Raw genomic sequence first — 21,889 nt, 5'->3', positions numbered from 1 at the left:
CCGACCTCCCGCCTCAGTCCTGCGCGATGGTGACGAGACACCCGGGCGGACAACTCACCAGCACCGTGGTGGCCCGGTCGACGGCGACGCGGGCCACGGCGCCGCTGCCGTCGTCGGCGGGATCCACCTCGTCGGTGACCGTGAGGTCGGCGTCGCCCGGGGCCGTGGCCCTTACGCTGAACGCCTGCGGGCCGCGCAGGATCAGGGTGCGCAGCCCGCCCGGATCGGCGACGCGCAGCTCGCAGCGGCCGTCGACCACCAACCGCCCGGTGGCGTCGGCGCAGTCCGCGTCCACGCCGGCCGGATCGACGGCGCTCCGCCCACCTCCGGCTCGCCCCAGCAGGTCGACCAGTGGATGCCGGGCCGCCGGGTCGCCCCGCTCGTCGCTACCCGCGCCCACCGCCACCGCGAACAGCACCACCAGCAGTACGCCCAGCGCCGCCAGCAGCGCCTTCTGCTGCCCGCTCAACGCTGGTCCTCCGGCGCGACCTCGGTGAACCGGAGCAGATCGAGACCGGCGAAGTAGCGGTTCGTGCTCTGCGTCTTGCCGATCACGACCAGGGTGATCTCGTGCGTTCCGGGGCCGAGCCGCACCCGACCCACCTCGACCCAGTCGGTGACCTGCACCTTCGGCGTGAACCCGAGGAACGGGACGCCGACCTGCCGGCCATCGATCAGGAAGACCGTGTTTGCGTAGTCGGACGAGGTGGTCAGCACGGCTGAGAACTGCCAGGTCGCCTCGGCGGGCAGCGCCACTGTCACGGTCACCCGGTCGTTGACCGCACGGCCGAGGAAGAACAGCTGAGCATCCTGCGACCAGGTCACCTCGCAGCAGTTCTGCTGCACCTGAACGGTGGCACCGGAACCCGAGGGCGACTCGACCCGAGCCCCGGTCACCAGGGTCTCCGCCTCGACCGTCACCACCTGCGCCTGCGGTGGCGGCTCGTCGTCGCGGGCCACCAGGAAGACCACCACCGCCGAGACCACCAGCACCAACGCCGCCGCCGCGGCGATCCAGGGCCAGGGCGTACGCTTCGGCGGCGCGACCGCGCGTACCTCGTAGGTGACCCGGCCACTGGAGCGGGAACTCTCCTCCGGCGCCGTGTTCGCCGAGTACGCGAACCCGGTCATGTCGTAGCGCCGGGGCGGCGTGCCCGCCGGCACGGCCAGTCGGACCAGGAACGACACCGAACCCTGGCCCGGTACCACCCGCTGGGGTTCGGTGACGGTGAACCACGATCGTTGGGTGCCCTCGCCGGGTGCCACGTCGAACACCACGGTGTCCGGTGCGACGCCCGGGTTGGAGACGGTGAAGGTCAGTTCACCGGCGTTGCGGGCGTCCAGGGTGAACTGCTCGGCGGCGGCGACGACGGCCCATTCGGTGGTCATGACGGCTCCTCGGCGGCGGAAACGGGGGAGACGGGAGCTGACGGGTCGACGGCCGGCGACGGCACGCTGGCCCGGCCTACCGCCCGCTCGGACGGGGTGTCGCCGACCGTGATCTCGGCGGTGACCGCGGCCGGCTTCTCCGCGGCCACGATCCGGTCGACCAGCGCCACCTGATCGGCGGCGTCGGCGGGTACCCGGACGACCAGGTGGAACGGCCGCTCGGCCGGCTCGTCGAGGACGAAGCCGGTGACCCCGGTGGCCAGCTCCAGAGCGGCCCGCAGACCGTCCGGGGTGCCCCGCCAGGCGGCCAGCGCCGCGCCGTGCGCCACCACGTCGCGCAGCCGATTCAGGGGCAGCGGCAGGGGGACGTCCCGCCGGGGCGCGGTGACCAGGTGGTCCATCGCCACCCACCGGGCCAGGTACGCCACCATCGGGGCCGGTGCCCGGTACGGCGCGAAGAGCGCGTCGACCTCGGCCAGCACCGCCTCGTCCGGGGCGTGCAACGCCTCCATCACGTCCAGCAACGCCCACAGCACGCTGCCCGGCCCGGCCGCCCGCTGGTAGGCCGCGGGCAGCAGCCGCTCAATGGCCGCTCGTCGCATCCTGCCGCACCACCTCGATGTCGTGCTCGCCGGAGCAGAGCAGCCAGGTGTCCGGGACGGTCACCACGTCGGCGGTCGACTGGTTGGCGCTGGCCGACCACTCCACCGCGTCCTCGCTGCGGTGCACGCCGCGTTCCCCGCCGGCCAGCACCAGGCGTTCCGCCGCGCCGGTCGCGGCGACCGCGTCCACCGGCATGAACCGGGTCCGGTCACGCAGCGGCAGCCCGCAGTTGACCGACACCGACGTCCACTGCGGCTGCGCGGCGAGCGTGTCCAGCCGGAGCACCCCGCCGCTCTGCGTCGCGGCCAGCGCGAGCGGACCGCTGAAGGCGAGATCCCGGCAGGTGCCGCCGAGCCAGCCCGCCGACAGCGCCTGCCACTTCACGTCGGACTCGAACAGCCGGGTGCGGAAGCACCCCTGGCCGGGCTTCTTCGGATCGGGTTCGCCGGCGCCACTCCACAGCAGGGTGGCCGGTCCGTCGTACTGCACGGCGAGAACCCGGTTGTCCACGTTGGCCAGACCCACGTGGCCGAAGCTGCCGGGGCGTCCGGCGTTCTGGGACAGGTACACCCCGAAACCGGCCTGGGCGGCGACCGCCACCCCGGCCGCGCCGCGCTCGGAGACGAACGACCGCACCGCGTAGAAGCCCCGGTCCGCGTCGGCCGGATCGACCAGGATCTGCAACGGCACCGCGCCCGGCAGCAGGGACACCTCGTACAGGCCGGTGTCGGTGGCGACCAGCAGCGCCCCCGCGCCGTCCCGGTCTATCCAGGCCAGGTCGCCGACCCGCGAGTCCAGGTCGGCCAGCAGCGACCAGGTTTCACCCAGGTCGGTGCTCAGGTGTACCCGAGACCCGCCGCCGGCGCGTACCGTCGCCACCGCGACCGAACCGGCCCGGGGCACGATGCCGGGTCGCACCGGCGCGGGGGCCGGCACCACCCGCTGCACGGTCTCACCGTCGAAACGTCCCGCCGGCTCCCAACCGGCCCCCGCGTTGGTGGAGCGGAACAGCACCGCCCCGCTGCCGGCGTACCAGGTGCGGGGCTGGTACTGGTCGGCCGCCAGGGTGCGTACCTGGTTGTCCGGGGCCTCGTCGACCTCGAACCGCACCGACTCGACGTAGCGCACCCCCGGCTCGGCGTGCTCCAGCAGGCGGTACACGTTTGACGCCCGCAGCGGCTCGCCGAACGCCCAACCGGTCGGGCTGAGCGCGGTCGGCAGCGGACTCAACGTCTGGTGCAGGCGGTCGTGGATGCGTCGGCGTACCGCGTCGACGTCCTCCTCCCGGCGAACCACCACCCGGGCCCGGATCGACACCGCCTTGTACCGCGCCCAGGAGGCCCGGCAGGTGGTCCCCAGCGAACGGCGGCGCTCCAGGTCCGCCTCGACCCGCAACCGGACCTCCTCCACCTCGTGGTCGCGCAGCACCGCCACCGGCAGTTGGCCACCGGGCCGCGCCCCGTCCGGCACGTACGGCACCAGGACCACCTCCACCTCACCGGGGCGGGCGAAGCTGTAGACGGCGGCCCGGGTGAAGGCACGGGCGCGGCTCACCCCGCCGGCGGCGGTGGCCAGCACCTCGAAGTCCCGGGCGGTCACCGCGCGCTGCTGGGCGAAGAAGGCGTACGGTCCGCGCAGCAGCACGGACTCCATGGCCTCCAGCTCCCGCCCACCGGCCGCCGGCAGCGGGTTGACCACCTTCACCCCCGGCAGCGGGTCACGCAGGCTGGTCAGGGTGCCGGCGGCCACGTTGCCGGCCGGTCCACCGCCGGCGCGGTACCACAGCCGAACCTGCCGCCCGGCCGGTGGCACCGCCGCGACCGCGCCGTCGCCGAAGGTCAGCGTCCCGCCGTCGGTGGCTCGCAGGTCCAGCGCCGGGGCGAAGGTCACGGTGCCGGAGCACCGGTCCACCAGGTACGCCTTGTCCTGCGGGCCGAGCCCGGCGAAGCTGTCCACCGCCCGCCAGATCTCGAAGGTGCGCCCGTCGTGTTCCCGCGCGGCGGCGCCCAGTTCGACCGAGCCGGTCGGCACCTCGACACCGAGCAGCAGGTCCAGCGGTTCGGCGGTACGGGTCAGCGGCGCGCGCCCGGCGCGCAGCACCTGCCCCGGCTGCCCGGTGCCGACACCGAGCAACTCCGCCTCCACCGGCTCGCAGTGGTGCATCCGGACGGTCACCTCACGCTGCCCGGCGGCGAGCAGCGCCGGTTCGCAGGTGACGAAGACCACCGGCCGTGGGTCGGCTCCGCGCGCGGCGGCCACCCGGGTACCGGCGGGGATCCGCAGCGGGACATCGTCCGGGCCGGTGCGGGTGAACCGGACGTCCGCCCAGGCCGCCGCCGGTGGGTGCCGGGTCACCCCGAGCAGGTTGAGGAAGGAGACGTACGCCTTCTCCGGCAGCTGGTTCAGCCGGTAGATCATCACCTCGGTGAGATGCGCGAACGCCTCCAGCAGCGCGATACCGGGGTCGTGCGCGCTCAGGTCGGTCCACCCTGGACAGGACTGCCGGATCCGCTCCCGGGCCTCGGTGACCAGGTCGAGGAAGGTCCGATCGTCCAGGTGCGGCACGGGCAGCGTCATCGTGCCTCCTCGATGTCGGCGGCGGAATCGGCGCTCGGGTCGTCGTCGGCGGGCAGCAGGTCGACCGAGAAGACCAGTTGGCCGGGGGTGAGGCTGGCCCGGATCCGGTAGTCCAGCCGGATCACCAGCCGCCACGGGTCGTCGGGATCCGGTCCGGCGTCGACGTCGAGCACGTCGATCCGGTGCTCCCAGCGCGCGATGGCCGCGCGGACGTAGTGGATGGCCAACCCGGCGGTGGTGTCGTCGTTCGGCGCGAAGACCAGCCGGTGCAGGCGGGAGCCGTACCCGGGTCGCATCAGCCGCTCGCCCGGCGTGGTGGACAGCAGCAGGAACAGCGCCTGGCGTACCGTCTCGTCGCCGTCGGTCATCGCCAGGCCGCCGGCCGCGGTCAACCCGAGCCCGCCGCCCTGACCGGGGTCGAAGCCGGCACCGACGAACCTGATCGCCCTCATCGGTCGGCCGCCACGAAACGCTGCCGGGGATCGCGTACCCGGTAGGTGAACTGGCCGGGTGGACTGCCGTTGGTGAAACCGGACAGGTGCGACAGCACGATCCGCCGGCCGTCCACGCGCACCCAGTCGCTGTAGCCGACCCGCACCGCCTCGGTGCCGGTGCACGGCTTGACCGTGGCACCGTAGTTCGGGCACGCGACGATCTCCCGGCCCTTCGGGTCGTCGGCGACCAGCACCGGGACGCCGGCCACCGTGACCCATTCCTGGGACGCCCGGTTGCGGACCCGGCCGTCGTGGCTGCACCTGATCACCGAGTCGCGGTGGATCCAGCGCATCAGCTGCCTCCTTCGTGGTGGGCGCGAGCGAGCGTTCGGGCCTGCTCGGCCGCCGTCTGCGGATCCTCGACGGTCTCGGCGTGCACGAAGTCGACGCTGCGGGCCCGGAGGACCATCGCCCGACCGGGCGCGGACAGCACCAGATCCGTCGCGGCGTGCAGGGTGGCCAGCTGCGGGGTCAGTTCCAGCCAACTGCCGGCGTCGGTGCTCAGGCGCAGGCTGCGCGCCACGTCGTCGACCACCACCTGCTGACCACCGGCGGTACGCAGCGACCAGCGCCGGGCCCGCCCGTCGTCGATCCCGGTGTCGTGCGGCTCGACGGTGCCGAACAGCGAGCCGAGCACCACCCCGGAGGCCGGCTCACCACCGGGCAGCGCCACCAGCACGCTGTCCTGCGGATCGGGCAGCGCGACAAGCCCTTTGCCCCGCCCCGCTCCCGGACACAGCACCGCCAGCCAGCCGGCGTCCGCCCCGCCGTACGCGGGCAGTTCCACCCGTACCCGGCCCAGACCGTCCGGGTCGGTCACGTCGGTGACGGTGCCGAGGGTGACCACCGCCGGTGCCGGCGATCCGGTGCGCGGCGCCGGTGGCGGCAGGGTGGAGAAGCGGCTCAGGTGACCGTTCGCGTCGACGGTGTGCACCACCTCCGTCAACACGTACGTCCCGGCCACCGGCTCGGCCACCCCGGTCAGCCGGATCCGACGGCCGGGCCGCAACGCGGGCGTACCCTCGGCCGTGCCGTCGGCGGTGACCAGGGCGGCGGCCCGGGTGTCGAGCCGGGCCTGGGCCAACGCGGCGATCTCGTCGTCGCTGCGCCCCGGCTGGTCCAGGGCGGTACGGGTGCCGTCCGCGCCGACATCGGCCGGATCGGGATCCGCCGGGGTGCGTCGCCCGCAGCGAGGGCTGTCGGCGCGCTGGGCGATCGGTTCGGCGCGCTGCGGATGCCAGCCCAGCACGGCGCTCCCCCCGGCGGCGCTGTCGGCGTTCACCGACAACCGCAGGCCGTGCACGTCGCGGCCCAGTTCCAGAGGGATCGCCTCGCCGTAGCCGTCCAGGGTGACCAGTCGCAGCACGTCACCGTCGACAGTCAGGTGCAGCCCGGCCCGTGCGGCCACCTCGACCAGGAGGTCCAGGTCGCTGGGCCGGTGGTGCGGGAGCCGGTCCAGGTGCGGGCCGTCGACCTCCGCCTCGACACGCAACCCGAGGTCGGCGCAGAGTTCGGTGGCCAACTCCGCGGCGCTGACCGACTCGAAGACCCGGATCCGTTGCCGCTTGCGCAACCGGTGCAGCAGGTCGTACCCGCGCACCCGCAGGATGGCCGTACCGTCGGCGGCGTACTCGATCTCGACGGCGGTGACCTCCCCGGTGAACAGTGCCTCCGGACGCCCGTCGAGGTGCACGTCCAGGCTCGCGCCGATCTGCACCGGTCCGGTCAGCGCGGCGGTGCCGGGGGCGGTGCGCAGCGTCACCTCGCACTGGGTGGGCCGATTCAGGCGGGCGGCCACCCGCACCGAGGCGACCCGGCCGGTCACCGCCTCGGGCAGCGATCTACCGCCGAGCAGCACGGTCAGCGCCCGGGGCGCGGCGGTGGTCACGACCCGGCCCCGGAGGAGTCGGTGGACGTCGCCCCGGCCGGTGCGGTGCCGGGCAGCGGCGGTACGGCGAGCGCGGTGCCGGCGGGCACGGCCAGCGGGTCGGTGATCCGGTTGTGCTCGGCCAACAGCCGCCAGCGCAGGGGCGAGCCCAGCGCGTCGTGGGCGAGCAGATCGAAGCGTACGCCCGAGGTGTCGGCGGTGGCGGTGCCGTCACCGGCGGCCACGACGGCCGTGCCCGGGGCGACGGTGGGGGTCTGTGCGGCGGACAGCTCCTCGGCGAAGCCCTCCTCGGCGTGGTGTGCGTCCTCCGCCACCCGGACCAGTTTGAGCCGCAGCCAGGAGCGGCGCGGGGAGCCGGTGGCGGTGAACGCGTCGAAGCGTTCCGCCACCGCGACGATCACGCCGGGCACGTTCCAGGTCTTGCCCCAGACCATCCGTACCAGCGGTGGACGTAGCCAGCCGTGTTCCACCGTCGAGTTCTCGGCCAGCATCCAGAGCGGACGGGTGAGCGTCCGGACGTCGGTGGGCTGGACCTGCCCCTCGGCGAAGTCGATGTCGAAGAGCAGATCCAGCACGAGTTCGGTGCGACCACCGCCGGTGAAGAGCAGCGGGTCGTCGGCCAGCCCGGTGCCGGTGAGCTGACCGTCTGCGCCACCTCGCTGACGCACCCCGGCGAGGCGGGTCACCTGCACGGTCTCCGGATTGAGCAGACAGTCGATCCGCTCGCCGGTGTCGATGAGGAAGGCCACCCGCTGCATCAGCCACCCGCCTGTTCACCGTCGAGCCGCCGCGTCCGGTGCCCGTCGCCGTCGGCCGGTCCGGGCACCGACCACAGGGCCCGGTCGTCGGGGAGAGCCGGCCACGGGTCGGGCCCGGTACGCCCACCGCGCGACGACTCCAGCTCCGGCCAGCGGACGTCCGCGCCCACGGACCAGCGTCCATCGCCGATCGGCAGCCCGCTGCCGGGCCAACGCCCGTCGCCGGTGGGTGGCCCGTGGGGTACCCAGCGTCCGTCGCTCGGCCCGATCGGGCGTCCCGCCCAGCCGTCCCCGTCCGGCTGGCGGGGGTCGGCCGTCCGCTGGTGCCCGGTCACCAACCGGAGCACCGCCCGGTGTCCCGGGGTGGCCCCTGCCGGGCGCGGCTCGGAGTTACCCGGCGGCCCTGCCGGCCGGGGTCCGGCCAGGTCGGGGAGCCGGCCTGGGGAGCCGGCGAGCCGTCCCGCCGCGTCGACAGGCGGGCGGGCCGCTGCGTCGGTGGGCGGGCTCACCGGGCCGGTGCATGGGCTCGTGGGATCGGTGTGCCGGGGGGCCGGGGCGGGTGTCAGCGGCGACTCCGCCGCGGGCCGCTCCGCGTCGGTGCGAAACCGGGCCTGAGCCGTGCCCGGTTCCGTCCGGACCGGCTCGGCCGGGCGGGAACCTGGCGTCGACCCTGGAGCCCCGTCGTGGGCATCCGTCGTGGCTGCCGCCGCCCCGGCTGCCCGGACCGCCCCTCGGGTCGATCGCCGGTGGACACCACCGGACCCGCTCGACCCGACCGGCCCGCCGGGCCCGGCTGGCCCGTGCTGCGCGGCCGTCGCCGGAGCGGGCCGGGACATTCCACTGCGGCCCCTTTGCTCTGCTTCAATCGGCGCACCGGTTGATGTCCGGATACCGGACGTCACGTGGTGCGTGGGGTGAAGCAGAGCAAAGGACGTGGGGGACTGGGTGGCCGGTGCCGGCCCGGAGGTCGGGGAGTGCTCCGTCGGCCGCGGCGCCGCGTCGGCGGTCGGGTCCGGGCGGGTCGCCGCGCCGGGTCGCTGGGCATGCCGACCGGCTTCTTCGACCGTCGTCGCGGGTCGATGCCCCGGACCGTCCGCACCATGCTCGCCCGCCGGGTCGGCGAAACATGCCTCCGACCGGCCGTCGCCGTCCGCTCCTCGGAAACCCGGCCCATGGTGGTACGCGCCGGCCGGCGGCGGGTCGAGGGCCAGATCCCGGAGCAGGCCGGGGGCGTGGGCGGTGACCACCCGCAGCCAGTGCTCGGGTGGCTGCCCCGGTCGCCGGGGTCGACCGTGGGGCTCGGCAAGGGTGGCTGCGACGGCACGATCGATGGTGTCCGGTTCCCCGCCCGACCTCGCGGGTGGGCCGGCCGGCGGCCCCGGGGCGGGGCAGTCGACGGCACCGGCGAGCCGGTCCACGGCAGCCGCCGCGGACCGGAGCCGATCGGCCAGCCAGCTACGCGGTCGTCGGCGCGGCACCACCGGCCTCCAGTTCCAGGCTCTCGTAGCGCAGCGTCAGCGCCGCGATGGCGATCTCCTGACCGAGCGTGTTCAGGTGGGCGCCGCGCCAGTTGGTCGGCCATGCGTTGATCAGGTTCCAGCGCAGCACCTCCGCTGTCCCGGCGGCGTCGAGCAGCACCACCGAGACGTTGCGGCGGCTGACCGTGCCCCGGGCGACGGCGTGCACCCAGTCCCACAGCTCCCGCGACGCGGTGAGGCCGAAGTGCAGGGTGACCGGCCCGTACTCGACCTGACCCGGGACCATCCGGATCCGGTCGTTGCCCTGCTCCCGGTACGGCACCGCCGGGATGTTCACCTCCAGCCCGCTGACCTCGGTGAAGTGGCCGTTGTTCACCCCGTTGACCAGCAGCTTGAAGTTGTAGGCCCGGTACGGGTCGACCGGGGTGCCCGGCTGCGGCGTGGCCGTGGTCGGCATGTCAGCCTCCAATCGTCTCGGTCTCGGTGCCACCGGCCCACTGGCTCAGCTTGAACACCACGAACTCGGCGGGCTTGACCACGGCGATGCCGATGTGGGCGACCACCATGCCGGCGTCGCGGACGTCGGCCGGGTTGGTCTCCTCGTCGCACTTGACGAAGAACGCCTCCTCGGGGGTGCGTCCCAGCAGCGCCCCGTCACGCCACACCCGGGTGAGGAAGGCGCCGATGTCCCGCCGGATGGACCGCCACAGCGTGTAGTCGTTCGGCTCGAACACCATCCACCGGGTGCCGTTGGCGATGGCCTGCTCGATGGCGATGGAGAGCCGCCGGACGTTGAGATACCGCCACTCGCTGGCCTCGGCGGCGAGGGTGCGGGCGCCCCAGACCCGGATGCCCTCGCCGGGGAAGTACCGGATGACGTTGACGCCCCGGGGGTTGAGCACGTCGTGTTCGGCCCGGGTGACCAGGTGGCCCAGGTCGACCGCGCCGCGTACCGGCTCGTTCGCCGGTGCCTTGTGCACCCCGCGCAGGGCGTCGGTGCGGGCCCAGATGCCGGCGACGTGCCCGCTCGGCGGGGTGAGCACCAACTCGCCGCTGAGCGGGTCGCGGACCCGCAGCCACGGGTAGTAGAGGGCGCCGAAGTCGGACTGCCGGGGGCGGTGTGCCACCGGACCACCCCCGCTGCTCCCGCTGCCGGAGCCGCCGGATCCGGCGGGGGTGTCCGACTCGCTGGTGTCGCTCGGCTTCGCCGGCCGGCCCGAACCGGGCGTGGCCACCCGGGTGAGGGTGGAGATGTCGTCGATGTCAGGTGCCGGGTCGCAGATGGCGACCATGGTGCGGGTGCGCTCGGCCATGCTCAGCAGCGCCTCGTGGGAGACCGGGTCGTGGAAGCCGGGCGCGGCCAGGATGGAGATCTCGTCGACCGCCTCCAGCAGGTCAAGACCGGCGCGCTTGCGGCCGGTGCCGGAGACGGCACCGCCTTCGCCGACGTTCACCACCCAGCAGCGGGTGCCACCGTTGTCCAGGAAACCGAAGACGGCCCGCGCCAGCGGCGTGCTCTCCAACTCGTCACCGTCGGCGTACAGACGGAGGAAGTCGGTCCAGTTGTTCACCGCGAGGGCCTCACCGAGATGGGCGGTACGGTCCGGCGCGACCCCGACGAAGGCCGCCGTGCTGGTGCCGACCGGTCCGATCGGCCGGGCACCGCTGGGCACCTCCTCGACGTAGATGCCGGGCGAGAAGTAGGTGGGCATCGGTCCTCCCGTGCAGGTCGGGTCGGCGGATCAGGGGGTCGGCGGCGGGCAGACGATGACGATGTCGGGTTCGGTCGGATCGACCTCGGCGGTGAGCGCCTGCCCCCGGCCGGTGAGCCGGAGCCGGACCGGTGCCGGCCGGTCCGGGTCGTGGGGCACGCCGACGACCCGGAAGCGGCCCGCCGGGTCGGTCTGAGTCGCGTACGGCTGACCGACGACCTCGACCCGCATCGCCGCGAGGGGCTGTTCGGCCGGGCCGACGACGCGCCCGTCGAAGGAGAGCATCTCCAGCTGTCGCAGTCGCAGCGGTCGCAGGACCGGTGCGGCCGGCCGGGTCGGATGGGTGACCTGCACCGGCACGTCGATGAGCAACGCCGGCCGGGGCGGCGCACCAAAGGCCGCCCACAGGGCCGGGTCGCCGGCCTCCAGCACCAGCGTGCGGCCGTCTGTTCCGGTGGCCGCGACGAGCGCCCGGTCCAGCGCGGTGAGCGCCTCCGGGCCACCGGCGGCCAGCAGGTAGCGCACCGTGAACCGGTACGGCTCGGGGCCGCTGCCGCTGCCCCGGGTCTGCCGGGCCGGCCGGACGTCAAGCGGCCACAGGGTCAACCGGCTCGGATCGGCGTCGGGTCCGGGCGGGCCGACCGGGACGGTGTCTCCCACCGCCCCGGCCAGCCACGCCACCAACTCGGTGGTGGCCGCACAGATCGGACCGTCGTTCATCGTGGCGGCGTTCCCTGGATCCGGTACGCGATGGCCTCGTTCCACACGTGCGGGTAGACGCCGATCTCGAAGTACCGGGTGAAGCGGTTGATCGGTGCGCCGGTGTGGTCGTGGTACAGCAGCCAGATCGGCGCGATGGTGAACAGCACGTAGTTGGCCACGACCAGCGGGATGTACAGCGGGCCGAGCAGTCGGGCCTGGAAGATGTGCACGTCCTCGTGTCGCTGGATGCCGGGGCCGGAGCCGGCGCAGACCGTGCCGAGCGTGGTGGCGTAGCGGGGGGAGACCCCCTCGACCACGTTCACCCGGCAGCTGTGCCGGGAGGTGGCCCGGTCCAGCGCGTGGCCGAACACCAGGTGCAGGGCCAGGTAGATCGCACCGACGAGGGTGTTCAGCAGGCTCCAGGTGTGATCGACGACGAAGAGGAGGACACCGCGCGGGCTGACCGCGTAGACCTCGGCTGCGGCGACCGCCCAGCCGAAGACCGCGCCGACGAGCAGGCCGATGCCCGCGCCGATGAGCAGCCCGATGCTGCCCCCGACGAGTTGGCCGAGCACGGCGCCCGCGGCGACGTGAGCGGCGGCGCTGAAGATTCCGAAGATCATGTCCGGCTCCGCTCAGGCCCACGAGCGGATGAACCGGGGCTCATTGCCCTGCGCCAGCTGGGTCGGTGTCGCCTGCCGGTTGCCGGGGGGCAGCTGGTTGACGCCCAGCGCGGCGGAGAAGATGACCAGCCCGTTGAAGAAGGCGATGATCCATTTCTCGGCGCCGGCCTCGGTGGCGAAGGCCGCGGTGAGGTACGACAGCGCGAGGGCGATGCCCAGCGCGATCCACTTGCGGGCCTTGTCGGCGCTCGGGCCGATGAGTCCGCCGATGACGTTCGTGGCGAGCAGCGTCGCGGCGCTGGCGCCGGTGAGACTGCCGAGGGCCGCCCAGGTGAAGAGATCGTTCATCGCCGATCCCCCTTCGGTGTTGCGTACTGCGGGGTGGGGTGTGGGTGAGCGGCCGCCCGCGGTGGGCGGGCGGTCGGCCGGCTGTCAGCCGGCGTCCGGCGGGCCGGGATTCGTGGCGGCCGGCGTCACCGGTGTGGGTCCGCCGGCCGGGGATGTGGCGTTCTCGGGCGGTGTTCCGCCGGTGCGGGAGCGGCGGAGCAGGAACGCGACCAGCACCGCGACGAGCAGCAGTACCACGGTGCCGGCGACGATCAGCAGCCAGGGAAACCCGCCGCCGGATTCCGCGTCGGCCGCCGGAGACGGGCGCGGCGGCGCCTCGGCGACGGCGCGCAGTTCGACGGGCTTCGGCTCGTTGCGATTGACCCGCCAGGTGACCGTCCGGTCGTTGACCTGACCGCCGGTGCTGGCGTCCAGGACGCGGCCGGGAAAGGTCACCGCGATCTCGAACGACATCAACAACATGAATCGCTCTTGATTTTTGGGGTCCTGCTCGGCCACTTTTCCGCCGTACTTCTTCGGGTCCAGCGGAAGGGTGAACACATACCGGTCGTCGGTACGGACGATGCTCAGACTTTCGCTGTCGAATTCGGCCAGCGGCACGTTTCGATAGTTGATCAGAGATCCGAAGTGGGTGGCGTCCTCGTATCGGGTCTCCGGCCCGGTGGGTAGCGCCGGGATGTTCTGCCGCAACTCGGCGAAGCCCGCCTCGACCGGCCTGTTGTTCAAGGTCAGGACGTTACGCTCGGCCGTGAGCAGGAGTTGGCCGCTGACCGTGTCGTCCGGGTTGACGGTCAGCCCGGCATTGAGTTGCATGCAGCCGGAAAGGGCTGCCACCAGTACGAGGCACGCCGCGCCGCGGAGTGTGCTGAAGCGCCCGAGCCTCGTATTCATGGGCTCAGTGTGTGCTCTCGCCGTCCGAGTCATCAGTCAGCGATCAGTCACATGCCAGTCGCCGATCTTACCGGCACCCCGTCACATTCGGCCGAGGTCGCGAACCGGGAAAATCGATATTCTGAAAGGTTGACCGCAATTTCTTGATCGGATTGCGTCGGGTCTGGCGTCAGTCCGGCTTCGGCGCATGGCGTCAGTCCGGCCTCGGCGGATGCCAGTCGGCGTGTTTGGCCATGCCCCGCAGCGCGGTCCGGCTCGGCGTGAGACGCAGCATCGCGTTGCGTACCGCGATGGCCGCCGGGTGGCGCAGTCCCTGGCCGAACCGGGCGGTGCGGGAGGCCGCGCGGGCGATGGCCTGGCTGCGGGGTCGGCGCAGCCGGTCGTACGCGCGCAGCGCCGCCGGAACGTCGACCTCCGGACCGGCGAGCGCGCCCAGCGTGACCGCGTCCTCGATCGCCTGGCAGGCGCCCTGCCCCAGATGCGGGAGCATGGCGTGCGCGGCGTCACCGAGCAGGGCCACCCGGCCGCGCACGTAGCGGGGGAGCGGCGTGGCCAGGTGGTACAGGTCGTTGCGCAGCACGTCGTCGGGTCGGGTGGCGGCGAGCAGTGCCGGTACCGGGTCGTGCCAGTGGCCGAACCGTTCGCGTACCTCGGTCAGCTCGTCAACGGCCTGCCGGCCGGGCGCGGCGGCGATCGCGGCGTACCAGTAGACCTGCCCGTCGCCGAGCGGGACGGTGCCGAACTCGCTGCCCGGTCCCCAGCTGACCGCTGCGGGGACCGGCTCGTCGAAGGCGATCGCCGCCCGCCAGGCGGTGGAGCCGGAGTACGCCGGTGGCGGACCGTCCGGCCAGAGCCGGGTACGCAACGTGCTGCGCAGCCCGTCGGCGCCGACCACCAGGTCGGCGGAGATCTCGGCCGCCTCGCCGTCGCGCTGGTAGCGCACGGTGCCGCTGGCCGGGTCGGCGTCCCGCACCGCGCAGCCGGTCCACAGCGCGTCGGCCGGCAGCGTCTCGCGCAGCGCCCGGTGCAGCGCGCCCCGGTGTACGCCGAGCGCGGTGGTGCCGAGCACGCGCTCCAGTTCGGCCGCGTCCACCCGGGACAGCCAGTGCCCGTCCCAGGTGCGTAGCCCGCCGGTGGCGCCGTCACGCCCCAGCCGGCGTACCTCGGTGCCGAGGCCGAGGGCGTCCAGCCCGCGTACCGCGTTCGCCATCAGCGTGATTCCCGCGCCGACCTCACGCGGCTCGGGGGCCTGCTCCAGCACGGTGACCCGCCAGCCCCGTCGGTGCAGGGCGAGGGCGGCGGCCAGCCCGCCGATGCCCGCCCCGGCCACGACCGCATGCCGCTCCGTCACGGTGACCCCTTTCTACGCCTGTAGAAGTGCATACTACATCCGTAGAAAGAAGGGTGGCGAGTCGGTTGAGTGGGCGGGCGAAGCGGGTGGCGGCACTGGCCGACGCCGCCATCGCGCTGCTCGCCGAGAGCGGCATGCGGGGCCTGACCCACCGGGCGGTGGACGCCCGCGCCGGGATGCCCGCCGGCACCACATCGGCGTACCTGCGCACCCGACAGGCGCTGATCGAGGCGGTGGTGCAGCGTCTCGCGGACCTGGACCGCGCCGATCTCGCCGGCCACGAACTACCCAGCGGGACACCGTCGGTGCCGGCGGGGCCGGCGCTGTCGCCGGCGGACCTCGACCGGCTCGCCGCCGGTATCGCCGGGGTGCTCGACCACTGGCTCTCCGCCGCCCGGCAGCGCACCCTGGCCCGGTACGCCTGCCTGCTGGAGGCGGTGCATCGACCGCAGCTACGGGGAATCCTGGCACACGGTGCCGTGCTGCGCGCCCAAGCCGAGGACCTGCTCGCCCGGGCCGGTGCCCCGGACCCCCGCCGTCGGGGCCACCGGTTCGTCGCCTTCGTTGACGGCCTGCTGTTCGACCGACTCGTCGGTGCCGGCGCGCTCAGCGCGCCACCGCCCGGCACCCCGGCCAGCCGCGCCGATCTCGCCGACGCGGTACGCGACCTGCTGCGAGCCCTCGTCGACCGGAAGGAGACCGGCTGACGGCTCAGCCGCTGCCGCGGACGACCAACGCCGAGGGGAAGACCGTCGTCTCCGGCGCCTCGCGATGCTCCAACACCATGGTGGCGGCCGCGGTGATGATCTGCCGTACCGGGTGACTGGCCGTGGTCAGCGCCACCGTCGCGGCCAGCGGGATGTCGTCGAATCCGGTCACCGCGACGTCCTCGGGCACCCGGATGCCGTCGGCCCGCAGCCGTCCGATCACCCCGAGCGCGGTCGCGTCGCTGATCCCGACGATCGCGTCGGTGTCCGGCCAGCGCCGCAGCACCTCCCGAGCGGCGGCGTAGCCTCGGGCCGCACTGAAGTCGCCGACCACCTCCCGGGCCGGCAGGCCGGCGTCGTGCAGCAGCCTGCGGTACGCCCCCACGGAGCGGTTGGCGCAGGCCAGCCAGCGGGGACCGGTGACCATGGCGATCCGTCGCCGTCCGGCGTCGTACAGGTGACGGACGATCGCCGCGGTGCCCCCGCCGTTGTCGATGTCCACCGACGGCACCGTGGCCGAACCGATCCCGATCGACACGGCCCGGCCGCGCAGCCGGCGCGGCACCAGATCCAGCAGCGCCGGGATCGTGTTGAGCAGGACCAGGCCGGCGACGCCCCGGTCCTCGGTCAACTGGGTCAGCCGCTCGGGCGCACCCAACGGCACCCACTGCACCGCCACGCCCAGACCGTGCGGCGTGCAGGCCCGGGCCACCGCGGCGACCGCCTGGTCGACGTAGGGGTCGTCGAGGACAGCCGGGCCGGTGCCCGCCACCGCGATCAGCAGCCGTACGCCGGAACCGTGCACCAGAGCCCGGGCCGCCGGATTCGGCACGTAGCCGAGCAGGTTCACGGCGGTGCGTACCCGCTCGCGGGCGGTCGGTGACGCGAAACCGTTGCCGGCGAGGACCCGGGACGCCGTGGAACGGGACACCCCGGCGGCCCGGGCCACGTCGTCGAGGGTGGCCGGGCGGCGCGCTGCCGTCGTCATGAACTTCTCCCCGTTGTTGCTCCCGCCCACCTGGGCGCCCATCAGCATCATGCCGTGCCCGACGTTCGCTGGTAAGGACCGGAGGTGGATTGTGGTGGTAGCGCTCCCAGGTGTGTGATCGTCGTACCGCCCCGAGGAGAGGACCGGATGGACCCCGTCACCACCCCTGCCACCCCGCCGACCGGAGCTGGCCCGTCCCGTGCCGTCCTGGCCGCCCGGAACGGTGTGGCGGTCGTGTTCGCGCTCAACGGACTGGCCGTCGCCACCTGGTTCGCCCGGGTGCCGGCGGTCCGCGACGGACTCGGCCTCAGCCCAGGTCGTCTCGGCCTGCTGCTGCTCGCCCTGTCGCTCGGGGCGATCCTCGCCATGCCCACCGCCGGCCTGGTCACCCAGCGTCTCGGTGCCGCCCGGGCGGTGGCGGCGTCCACCCTGCTCGTCGCGCTCGGGCTGACCATCACCGGAATCTCGGCCGGTGTCGCCGGGTGGCTGCCCGGGGTGGCCGTCGGCCTCTTCGCGCTCGGCTACGGCTCGGGCACCTGCGACGTCGCGATGAACATCGAGGGCGCGGCGGTCGAACGGCGGCTCGGTTGGACGGTGATGCCGCGCTTCCACGCCGCCTGGAGCCTCGGCTCGGTGGCCGGCGCGGGCATCGGCGCGGGGGCCGCCCGACTGGGCGTCCCGGTCGCCGTGCATCTCGGTGTGCTGGCCGCGGTGGTGTTCGGCGGCACGCTGCTCGGGGTGCGCGCGTTCCTGCCGGCCGAGCCGGCGGCGGCCGGCACCTCGGCCGGGCGTCGCAGTCGACTGCTGGCCGCCTGGCGGGAGCCGCGCACCCTGCTCATCGGCCTGCTGGTGCTGGCGGCGGCGTTCGCCGAGGGCAGCGCCAACGACTGGCTCGCGGTCGCCTTCATCGACGGCTACGGCTTCAGTGAGGCGGCCGGCGCGGCGGTCTTCGGTGTCTTCGTGGTCGGTATGACGCTGGGCCGCACCGTCGGGACGGTGGCGCTGGACCGCTGGGGACGGGGTCCGGTGCTGACCACGACGATCCTGCTCGCCATCGTCGGCGCGGGGCTGGCGGTGCTCGCCGGGTCCGGTCCGGTCGCGGTGGTCGGCGTCGCGCTGTGGGGGATCGGTGCCTCGCTCGGTTTCCCGGTGGGGATGAGCGCCGCCGCCGACGAGGAGGAGCACGCGCACGTACGGGTCAGCGTGGTCGCGGTGATCGGTTACACGGCGTTCCTGGCCGGGCCGCCGCTGCTGGGCCTGCTCGGTGACCAGGTCGGCACGTTGCGGGCGCTGCTCGTCGTACCGCTGCTGCTGCTGCCGACCCTCCTGCTGGTCCCGGCGGCTCGCCCGCCCGTCGCCGGCGGCACGGGGGCGCCGGCGCGGGCGGGCTCGGCGCAGTCGGACGCGTAGCGGGCCGATGGCCGTGCCGCCGTCGGCCGGCTCTACCGACGGGGGATTCTCACCCGGCTCACAGGGATCTGCCAGGTGACGGTGCTGCACTGGGAGCCACGCCGAGGAGAGGAGCCGGGCATGGGCTGGTTCAGCCGGCGGTCACGAGCCGCGCAGGGCACCCCGACGAAACTCGACCGCGAGGGCACTCCCGAGGACCTCGCCGCGCTGGAGCGGTTCGCCACCAGCCGGCAGGGGGTGGAGTTCTACCTGGAGCCGGAGACAACCGCCACCGACACCACCGTGATGGCCATCGCCCACGACGGCGAGTGGATCCGCCGCCGCACCGGCACGCCACGCGCCGCTGGCGCCCTGGCCCGCAGACACGCCATCCCGCTCTACGAGGCCGCCAAGGTCGGGTACCCGGATCGGATGCGCGCCTGGAACCGGGCCCATCCAGAGCGTCGCGCCCGCTGAGCCGACCGGGTCGCCCCGCTCACTGGCTGATCGCCGCCCGGGCCCCGTCGAGGGTCAGTGGCGGGCTGTGGCTGGAGACGTACCAGCCGATGTCGTCGTCGAGCAGCCGTCCGACCAGCGCGAGGTCCGGTTCGTCCGCCGGTGTCCGCAGGTGCGCCGGCGGTGGATACCAGCTGTCTCCGAGCAGCATGACCCCCGAGTCGGGTACCACCACGACGGTGGAGTCCGGTGCGTGCCGGCCGCCGACGTGGCGCGCCAGCACGCCGGTGGGCAACTCCACCTCGTCGGTGAAGACGCGGCTGGGCGGTAGCACCCGCAGCTCGTCCCAGGAGTCGACGGCCAGCGCGCGAGCCCGGTAGCTCGGCCCGAGCCGGCGGTTGCGGAGCACCTCCTCGCGCAGGTACCGGACGCTCCACGGCCGGGTCGCCTCCGCGCGCAGCAGCTCCGCGCCGCTGACATGTCCGATGATCTCCACCTCCGGCCAGGCGCAGGCGCCCCAGACGTGGTCCCAGTGGTGGTGGGTGTAGACCAGCCAGCGGGGTGCCGGTAGACCGGCGGCGCGCAACGCGACCTGGATCTCACGGGCGTGCGACGGGCTCTGTCCCGCGTCGACCAGTACGCTGCCCCGCTCGTCGGCGATCACCGCGACGCCCGCCTGCACGAACTCCGGGTCGGAATCACCAGCACACAGCCACACCCGCCCCGCAAGATGCTCGAACGCCACCACCACCGCACCCTAACCCCCACCTCCCCGCTGCCTCCCGCCCCGCCCCGGCCCCCGCCCGGCCCCGGCGATCATGCAGTTGTGGCACTGGATGATTGGGGCGAATGCGGAGCAAGTAACGACCACAACTGCATGATCGCGAGGGGTCTGGGTCAGTGGAGGGCGACGACGGCGGCGTCGGCGGCGCCGCGCCAGAGGGTGCCGACCTCGGTGAATCCGGCGTCTTTGAGGGCGGTGAGGTGCCAGGAGGCCGGAGGCAGCCATTCCGGGCTGTGTCCGGACGGGTAGATGGCGTGGCGTTGCCGCACGAGCGGCGCCAGCGTCGGGTCCTGCTCGGCCTGCTGCCACCACTGCGACCACGACAGCACGGCACCGGCGGCGTACCGGGCCGCCCGGTGCTCCTCGCCCCGGGCGAGCAGCCGCTTGGTCAACTCGGGTAGGTCGCCGTCGGGCATGTGGTCGGCGTTGACGAAAAGACCGCCCGGCCGGAGCAGGTCGCGGATCTCCGTGTAGAGGATGCGCAACCGTTCGGCGGGCAACCAGTGCAGCGCGGTGGCGGTGAGCACGGCGTCGTAGCGCCGGTGCGGCAGCGTCGTGGCCCAGTCCGGCCGACCCAGATCGGCCGTGACGATGGTGGCCCGTTCGCCGAGCGAGGCGGTGGCGAGGGCGAGCAGCGCCGGATCGAGGTCGACCAGGGTGATCTCGGCGTCGGGGAAACGTCGCAGGGCCCGCAGGGAGATGGTGCCGGTGCCGCCGGCCAGGTCGAGCAGCCGGGGCGGGGTGGCCTCGTGGACGGCGTCGACCGCGTCGAGCATGACGGTGAACCGGTGCTCGCGGTCCGGCATGTACGCCTCTTGCTGGCGGTCCCAACTTTCCTGCCAGGCGGCGACATTGCTGATGTAAGGACTCATAGCGTGCACGCTAGTTACTAGACGGCTCGCCTGTCCAGGCTTGTTGCCAATCCTTTGCAACTAGGAGAGGATGGCATGGCGATGATCGGATCGGGTCGGACCGGGATCCCGGGCCGGCCCGATCGCGTCTCCGCAGGCACCTTCGCCCGCTCGCCCGCGGCCGGCCTCCGCGAACGCCCGCCGGCCGGCGGTGCCATGATGTCCCGTGGCGAGGGCGAGGTGCCCGGCCGGAACGGACTGGAAGCAAGGTGGACCCCCAGCGCACCGCCGCGCACGAGATGTTCGACGCCGACGTGGCCTCGAACCGGCTCGGCATCGAGCTGGTCAGCGCCGCCGACGGCAGCGCGGTGGCCCGAATGCGGATCACCGACGGCATGGTCAACGGACACCACATCGCGCACGGCGGTTTCGTGTTCCTACTGGCCGACACCGCGTTCGCCCTGGCCTGCAACAGCCACGGTCCGGCCACCGTCGCCGCCGGAGCCGACATCACCTTCATCCGCCCGGCCCGCCAGGGGGACGTGCTGGTCGCTCGGGCCAGCGAGCGCACCCGGTACGGCCGCAGCGGCATCTACGACGTCACCGTGAGCCGGGAGGGCGGGGAGGTGGTCGCGGAGTTCCGTGGCCAGAGCCGGACCCTGCGCGCGGCAGCTCCCCCAGACGGTGGCGGACCGGAACCGGGGGAGCGGGGCCAGGCACCAACAGCCGGCCAGGGACCCTGACCCGGGATCGGTTACCGCCGCTCCGGCCGACCCGCGTCCACGATCCGCCCGGGACGGATCCCGTGCGCGCCGCTCCATGGTGCTCCCGGGCGTCCGGCACGATGTCCCGATGGGACACGTCGTGCTCTTCCACTCCGTGTACGGGCTGCGGCCGGCGGTGCTGGCGGCCGCCGACCGGCTGCGCGCCGCCGGCCATCAGGTACACGCGCCCGACCTGTACGGCGTGCCCGCCGTCGACTCCGTGGCGGCGGGCTTCGCCCTGCTGGAGCGGATCGGCCAGCAGACAGTTCTCGACCGGGCCCGCGCGGCGCTCGACGGGCTGCCACCCGACACCGTGCTCGCCGGGTTCTCGATGGGTGCCGGGGTGGCCGGCGCGCTGCTCGGCGAACGCCCCGAAACCGCCGGCCTGCTGCTGTTGCACGGCACCGGAGGATCCCCGGCGGCGGTCCGTCCCGGCCTCCGGGTGCACCTGCACCTGGCCGACCCGGACGCCTACGACCCGCCCGACGAGGTCGACCAGTGGCAGCGGGAGATGAGCGCGGCCGGAGCGGCTCTCGCGGTGCACCGTTATCCCGGGGCGGGACACCTCTTCACCGACCCGACCGTTGCCGACCACGACCCGGTCGCTGCCGGGCTGACCTGGGATCGGGTGCTGGCCTTCCTGGAGCACCGCTGACCGGGCCGTCGACCGGGGGACTGCGGCGCAGGCCAGCCGCGCCACCCGGCTCGCGCTCGTCCCGCTCGTCGAGGTGACCCGGCCGGCCGCGATCACCCCGTTCGGTGGCCTCCCGGCTGCCGAGGTGATCTGGCCGATCCGCCGGGCGAGCACGGCGCGCACCGCTCGGGGCAGCCGGGCGCCGGCGACCTGCCGCAGGACCGGATCGGCGACGTCGTGACCACCGGTCGGCAGGGGCACCAGCAGGCCGTCACGGGTCAGGGTGGCCAGCCCCGCCGCCGCCCGGATCCGCGGCCAGTCGAGAACCTCGGCCAGCTCCGTCCCGGTGCGGCCCGGCGCGAGCGCGGCGGCCGTCAGGACCGCCCGCGCATCGGCGTCGAGACGATCCAGCCGGGCCTCGACGACCCGACGGACACCCTCCGGTACGGGCAGGCGCTCACTGTCGCCTCCGATGAACGTACGGACGTAGGCCACCGCCCGC

23 protein-coding genes and 1 pseudogene are annotated in these 21,889 nt (G+C 73.8%); 5 read left to right on the top strand and 19 right to left on the bottom strand.

Features of this window, described 5'->3' with window-relative positions; translation table 11 throughout:
• Nucleotides 1-13 precede the first annotated feature (13 nt).
• The 16 genes from KBX50_RS16565 to KBX50_RS16490 all read right to left on the bottom strand — a co-directional run bounded on the left by KBX50_RS16565 (nucleotide 14) and on the right by KBX50_RS16490 (nucleotide 14,814).
• Nucleotides 14-469: a hypothetical protein gene (locus tag KBX50_RS16565; protein ID WP_210937916.1), complete on the bottom strand. Its 456-nt coding sequence runs from the start codon at nucleotides 467-469 to the stop codon at nucleotides 14-16.
• Entirely contained in the window at nucleotides 466-1,389 is a 924-nt protein-coding gene (locus tag KBX50_RS16560; protein ID WP_210937915.1) for a hypothetical protein, read from the bottom strand. The genes KBX50_RS16565 and KBX50_RS16560 overlap by 4 nt, the downstream gene beginning before the upstream one ends.
• Nucleotides 1,386-1,991 (bottom strand): phage tail protein, encoded by a 606-nt coding sequence (locus KBX50_RS16555; protein ID WP_210937914.1) that lies wholly within the window; start codon nucleotides 1,989-1,991, stop codon nucleotides 1,386-1,388. The genes KBX50_RS16560 and KBX50_RS16555 overlap by 4 nt, the downstream gene beginning before the upstream one ends.
• The gene (locus tag KBX50_RS16550; RefSeq protein ID WP_210937913.1) at nucleotides 1,972-4,569 is read right to left on the bottom strand and encodes a putative baseplate assembly protein; all 2,598 of its coding nucleotides are present in this window, start codon (nucleotides 4,567-4,569) and stop codon (nucleotides 1,972-1,974) included. The genes KBX50_RS16555 and KBX50_RS16550 overlap by 20 nt, the downstream gene beginning before the upstream one ends.
• Nucleotides 4,566-5,021 carry a GPW/gp25 family protein gene (locus tag KBX50_RS16545; RefSeq protein WP_210937912.1) on the bottom strand — a complete coding sequence of 152 codons (456 nt, stop codon included), beginning with the start codon at nucleotides 5,019-5,021 and terminating at the stop codon, nucleotides 4,566-4,568. The genes KBX50_RS16550 and KBX50_RS16545 overlap by 4 nt, the downstream gene beginning before the upstream one ends.
• Entirely contained in the window at nucleotides 5,018-5,356 is a 339-nt protein-coding gene (locus KBX50_RS16540) for a hypothetical protein (RefSeq protein ID WP_210937911.1), read from the bottom strand. Before KBX50_RS16540 ends, KBX50_RS16545 begins: the two co-directional genes overlap by 4 nt.
• Complete coding sequence (locus KBX50_RS16535; protein ID WP_210937910.1) at nucleotides 5,356-6,951, bottom strand: phage baseplate assembly protein V; 1,596 nt, start codon at nucleotides 6,949-6,951, stop codon at nucleotides 5,356-5,358. Before KBX50_RS16535 ends, KBX50_RS16540 begins: the two co-directional genes overlap by 1 nt.
• Nucleotides 6,948-7,709 carry a hypothetical protein gene (locus KBX50_RS16530; protein WP_210937909.1) on the bottom strand — a complete coding sequence of 254 codons (762 nt, stop codon included), beginning with the start codon at nucleotides 7,707-7,709 and terminating at the stop codon, nucleotides 6,948-6,950. The genes KBX50_RS16535 and KBX50_RS16530 overlap by 4 nt, the downstream gene beginning before the upstream one ends.
• Nucleotides 7,709-8,044, bottom strand: coding sequence for a hypothetical protein (locus KBX50_RS16525; RefSeq protein WP_210937908.1), 336 nt, complete (start codon nucleotides 8,042-8,044; stop codon nucleotides 7,709-7,711). Before KBX50_RS16525 ends, KBX50_RS16530 begins: the two co-directional genes overlap by 1 nt.
• 1,120 nt (nucleotides 8,045-9,164) lie before the next feature.
• Nucleotides 9,165-9,644 (bottom strand): phage tail protein, encoded by a 480-nt coding sequence (locus KBX50_RS16520; RefSeq protein ID WP_210937907.1) that lies wholly within the window; start codon nucleotides 9,642-9,644, stop codon nucleotides 9,165-9,167.
• A gap of 1 nt (nucleotide 9,645) precedes the next feature.
• On the bottom strand, nucleotides 9,646-10,899 hold the full coding sequence (locus tag KBX50_RS16515; RefSeq protein WP_210937906.1) for a phage tail sheath subtilisin-like domain-containing protein: 1,254 nt from the start codon (nucleotides 10,897-10,899) through the stop codon (nucleotides 9,646-9,648).
• A gap of 30 nt (nucleotides 10,900-10,929) precedes the next feature.
• Nucleotides 10,930-11,619, bottom strand: a complete 690-nt coding sequence (locus tag KBX50_RS16510) for a carboxypeptidase regulatory-like domain-containing protein (protein WP_210937905.1) — start codon at nucleotides 11,617-11,619, stop codon at nucleotides 10,930-10,932.
• Nucleotides 11,616-12,224, bottom strand: a complete 609-nt coding sequence (locus KBX50_RS16505) for a glycine zipper family protein (RefSeq protein WP_210937904.1) — start codon at nucleotides 12,222-12,224, stop codon at nucleotides 11,616-11,618. The genes KBX50_RS16510 and KBX50_RS16505 overlap by 4 nt, the downstream gene beginning before the upstream one ends.
• Before the next feature lie 12 nt (nucleotides 12,225-12,236).
• Nucleotides 12,237-12,572, bottom strand: coding sequence for a hypothetical protein (locus tag KBX50_RS16500; protein WP_210937903.1), 336 nt, complete (start codon nucleotides 12,570-12,572; stop codon nucleotides 12,237-12,239).
• 84 nt (nucleotides 12,573-12,656) lie between these two features.
• Nucleotides 12,657-13,463, bottom strand: a complete 807-nt coding sequence (locus tag KBX50_RS16495; protein ID WP_210937902.1) for a DUF3153 domain-containing protein — start codon at nucleotides 13,461-13,463, stop codon at nucleotides 12,657-12,659.
• 193 nt (nucleotides 13,464-13,656) lie between these two features.
• Nucleotides 13,657-14,814 (bottom strand): FAD-dependent monooxygenase, encoded by a 1,158-nt coding sequence (locus KBX50_RS16490; RefSeq protein WP_210937901.1) that lies wholly within the window; start codon nucleotides 14,812-14,814, stop codon nucleotides 13,657-13,659.
• 65 nt (nucleotides 14,815-14,879) lie between these two features.
• Here KBX50_RS16490 and KBX50_RS16485 point away from each other — a divergent pair, with 65 nt between their 5' ends.
• A complete protein-coding gene (locus KBX50_RS16485) occupies nucleotides 14,880-15,521 on the top strand; it encodes a TetR/AcrR family transcriptional regulator (RefSeq protein WP_210937900.1) in 642 nt (213 codons plus the stop codon).
• Nucleotides 15,522-15,525: 4 nt separating this feature from the next.
• Here KBX50_RS16485 and KBX50_RS16480 read toward each other — a convergent pair whose 3' ends face one another.
• Nucleotides 15,526-16,509 carry a LacI family DNA-binding transcriptional regulator gene (locus KBX50_RS16480; RefSeq protein ID WP_210937899.1) on the bottom strand — a complete coding sequence of 328 codons (984 nt, stop codon included), beginning with the start codon at nucleotides 16,507-16,509 and terminating at the stop codon, nucleotides 15,526-15,528.
• Between the two features lie 147 nt (nucleotides 16,510-16,656).
• Here KBX50_RS16480 and KBX50_RS16475 point away from each other — a divergent pair, with 147 nt between their 5' ends.
• Together KBX50_RS16475 and KBX50_RS16470 are read left to right on the top strand one after the other, a co-directional pair.
• Nucleotides 16,657-17,919 (top strand): MFS transporter, encoded by a 1,263-nt coding sequence (locus KBX50_RS16475; protein WP_210937898.1) that lies wholly within the window; start codon nucleotides 16,657-16,659, stop codon nucleotides 17,917-17,919.
• Nucleotides 17,920-18,039: 120 nt separating this feature from the next.
• The gene (locus KBX50_RS16470; RefSeq protein ID WP_210937988.1) at nucleotides 18,040-18,375 is read left to right on the top strand and encodes a hypothetical protein; all 336 of its coding nucleotides are present in this window, start codon (nucleotides 18,040-18,042) and stop codon (nucleotides 18,373-18,375) included.
• A gap of 19 nt (nucleotides 18,376-18,394) precedes the next feature.
• Here the strand turns inward: KBX50_RS16470 and KBX50_RS16465 are convergent, their stop codons facing one another.
• Entirely contained in the window at nucleotides 18,395-19,102 is a 708-nt protein-coding gene (locus KBX50_RS16465) for an MBL fold metallo-hydrolase (protein ID WP_307870976.1), read from the bottom strand.
• Between the two features lie 149 nt (nucleotides 19,103-19,251).
• Nucleotides 19,252-20,010, bottom strand: a complete 759-nt coding sequence (locus KBX50_RS16460) for a trans-aconitate 2-methyltransferase (protein ID WP_210937896.1) — start codon at nucleotides 20,008-20,010, stop codon at nucleotides 19,252-19,254.
• A gap of 278 nt (nucleotides 20,011-20,288) precedes the next feature.
• Between KBX50_RS16460 and paaI the strand changes: the two are divergent.
• Nucleotides 20,289-20,660: pseudogene (gene paaI / locus KBX50_RS16455) on the top strand (hydroxyphenylacetyl-CoA thioesterase PaaI); the annotation flags it as partial.
• A 148-nt stretch (nucleotides 20,661-20,808) separates the two neighbouring features.
• The gene (locus KBX50_RS16450) at nucleotides 20,809-21,408 is read left to right on the top strand and encodes a dienelactone hydrolase family protein (protein ID WP_307870986.1); all 600 of its coding nucleotides are present in this window, start codon (nucleotides 20,809-20,811) and stop codon (nucleotides 21,406-21,408) included.
• The last annotated feature ends 481 nt before the right edge of the window (nucleotides 21,409-21,889 follow it).

The sequence above is a fragment of the Micromonospora sp. C51 genome (assembly GCF_018070435.1).
GTDB classification, from domain to species: Bacteria; Actinomycetota; Actinomycetes; order Mycobacteriales; family Micromonosporaceae; genus Micromonospora; species Micromonospora sediminimaris.
This window is presented reverse-complemented; position numbering and strand designations above follow the sequence as displayed.

Excerpts from the sequence above, each read along its gene's own strand:
- KBX50_RS16560 (WP_210937915.1), bottom strand. The coding sequence starts at position 1,389 with ATGACCACCGAATGGGCCGTCGTCGCCGCCGCCGAGCAGTTCACCCTG.
- KBX50_RS16555 (WP_210937914.1), bottom strand. The coding sequence starts at position 1,991 with ATGCGACGAGCGGCCATTGAGCGGCTGCTGCCCGCGGCCTACCAGCGG.
- KBX50_RS16550 (WP_210937913.1), bottom strand. The coding sequence starts at position 4,569 with ATGACGCTGCCCGTGCCGCACCTGGACGATCGGACCTTCCTCGACCTG.
- KBX50_RS16545 (WP_210937912.1), bottom strand. The coding sequence starts at position 5,021 with ATGAGGGCGATCAGGTTCGTCGGTGCCGGCTTCGACCCCGGTCAGGGC.
- KBX50_RS16540 (WP_210937911.1), bottom strand. The coding sequence starts at position 5,356 with ATGCGCTGGATCCACCGCGACTCGGTGATCAGGTGCAGCCACGACGGC.
- KBX50_RS16530 (WP_210937909.1), bottom strand. The coding sequence starts at position 7,709 with ATGCAGCGGGTGGCCTTCCTCATCGACACCGGCGAGCGGATCGACTGT.
- KBX50_RS16520 (WP_210937907.1), bottom strand. The coding sequence starts at position 9,644 with ATGCCGACCACGGCCACGCCGCAGCCGGGCACCCCGGTCGACCCGTAC.
- KBX50_RS16515 (WP_210937906.1), bottom strand. The coding sequence starts at position 10,899 with ATGCCCACCTACTTCTCGCCCGGCATCTACGTCGAGGAGGTGCCCAGC.
- KBX50_RS16510 (WP_210937905.1), bottom strand. The coding sequence starts at position 11,619 with ATGAACGACGGTCCGATCTGTGCGGCCACCACCGAGTTGGTGGCGTGG.
- KBX50_RS16505 (WP_210937904.1), bottom strand. The coding sequence starts at position 12,224 with ATGATCTTCGGAATCTTCAGCGCCGCCGCTCACGTCGCCGCGGGCGCC.
- KBX50_RS16500 (WP_210937903.1), bottom strand. The coding sequence starts at position 12,572 with ATGAACGATCTCTTCACCTGGGCGGCCCTCGGCAGTCTCACCGGCGCC.
- KBX50_RS16495 (WP_210937902.1), bottom strand. The coding sequence starts at position 13,463 with ATGAATACGAGGCTCGGGCGCTTCAGCACACTCCGCGGCGCGGCGTGC.
- KBX50_RS16480 (WP_210937899.1), bottom strand. The coding sequence starts at position 16,509 with ATGACGACGGCAGCGCGCCGCCCGGCCACCCTCGACGACGTGGCCCGG.
- KBX50_RS16475 (WP_210937898.1), top strand. The coding sequence starts at position 16,657 with ATGGACCCCGTCACCACCCCTGCCACCCCGCCGACCGGAGCTGGCCCG.
- KBX50_RS16470 (WP_210937988.1), top strand. The coding sequence starts at position 18,040 with ATGGGCTGGTTCAGCCGGCGGTCACGAGCCGCGCAGGGCACCCCGACG.
- KBX50_RS16460 (WP_210937896.1), bottom strand. The coding sequence starts at position 20,010 with ATGAGTCCTTACATCAGCAATGTCGCCGCCTGGCAGGAAAGTTGGGAC.
- KBX50_RS16450 (WP_307870986.1), top strand. The coding sequence starts at position 20,809 with ATGGTGCTCCCGGGCGTCCGGCACGATGTCCCGATGGGACACGTCGTG.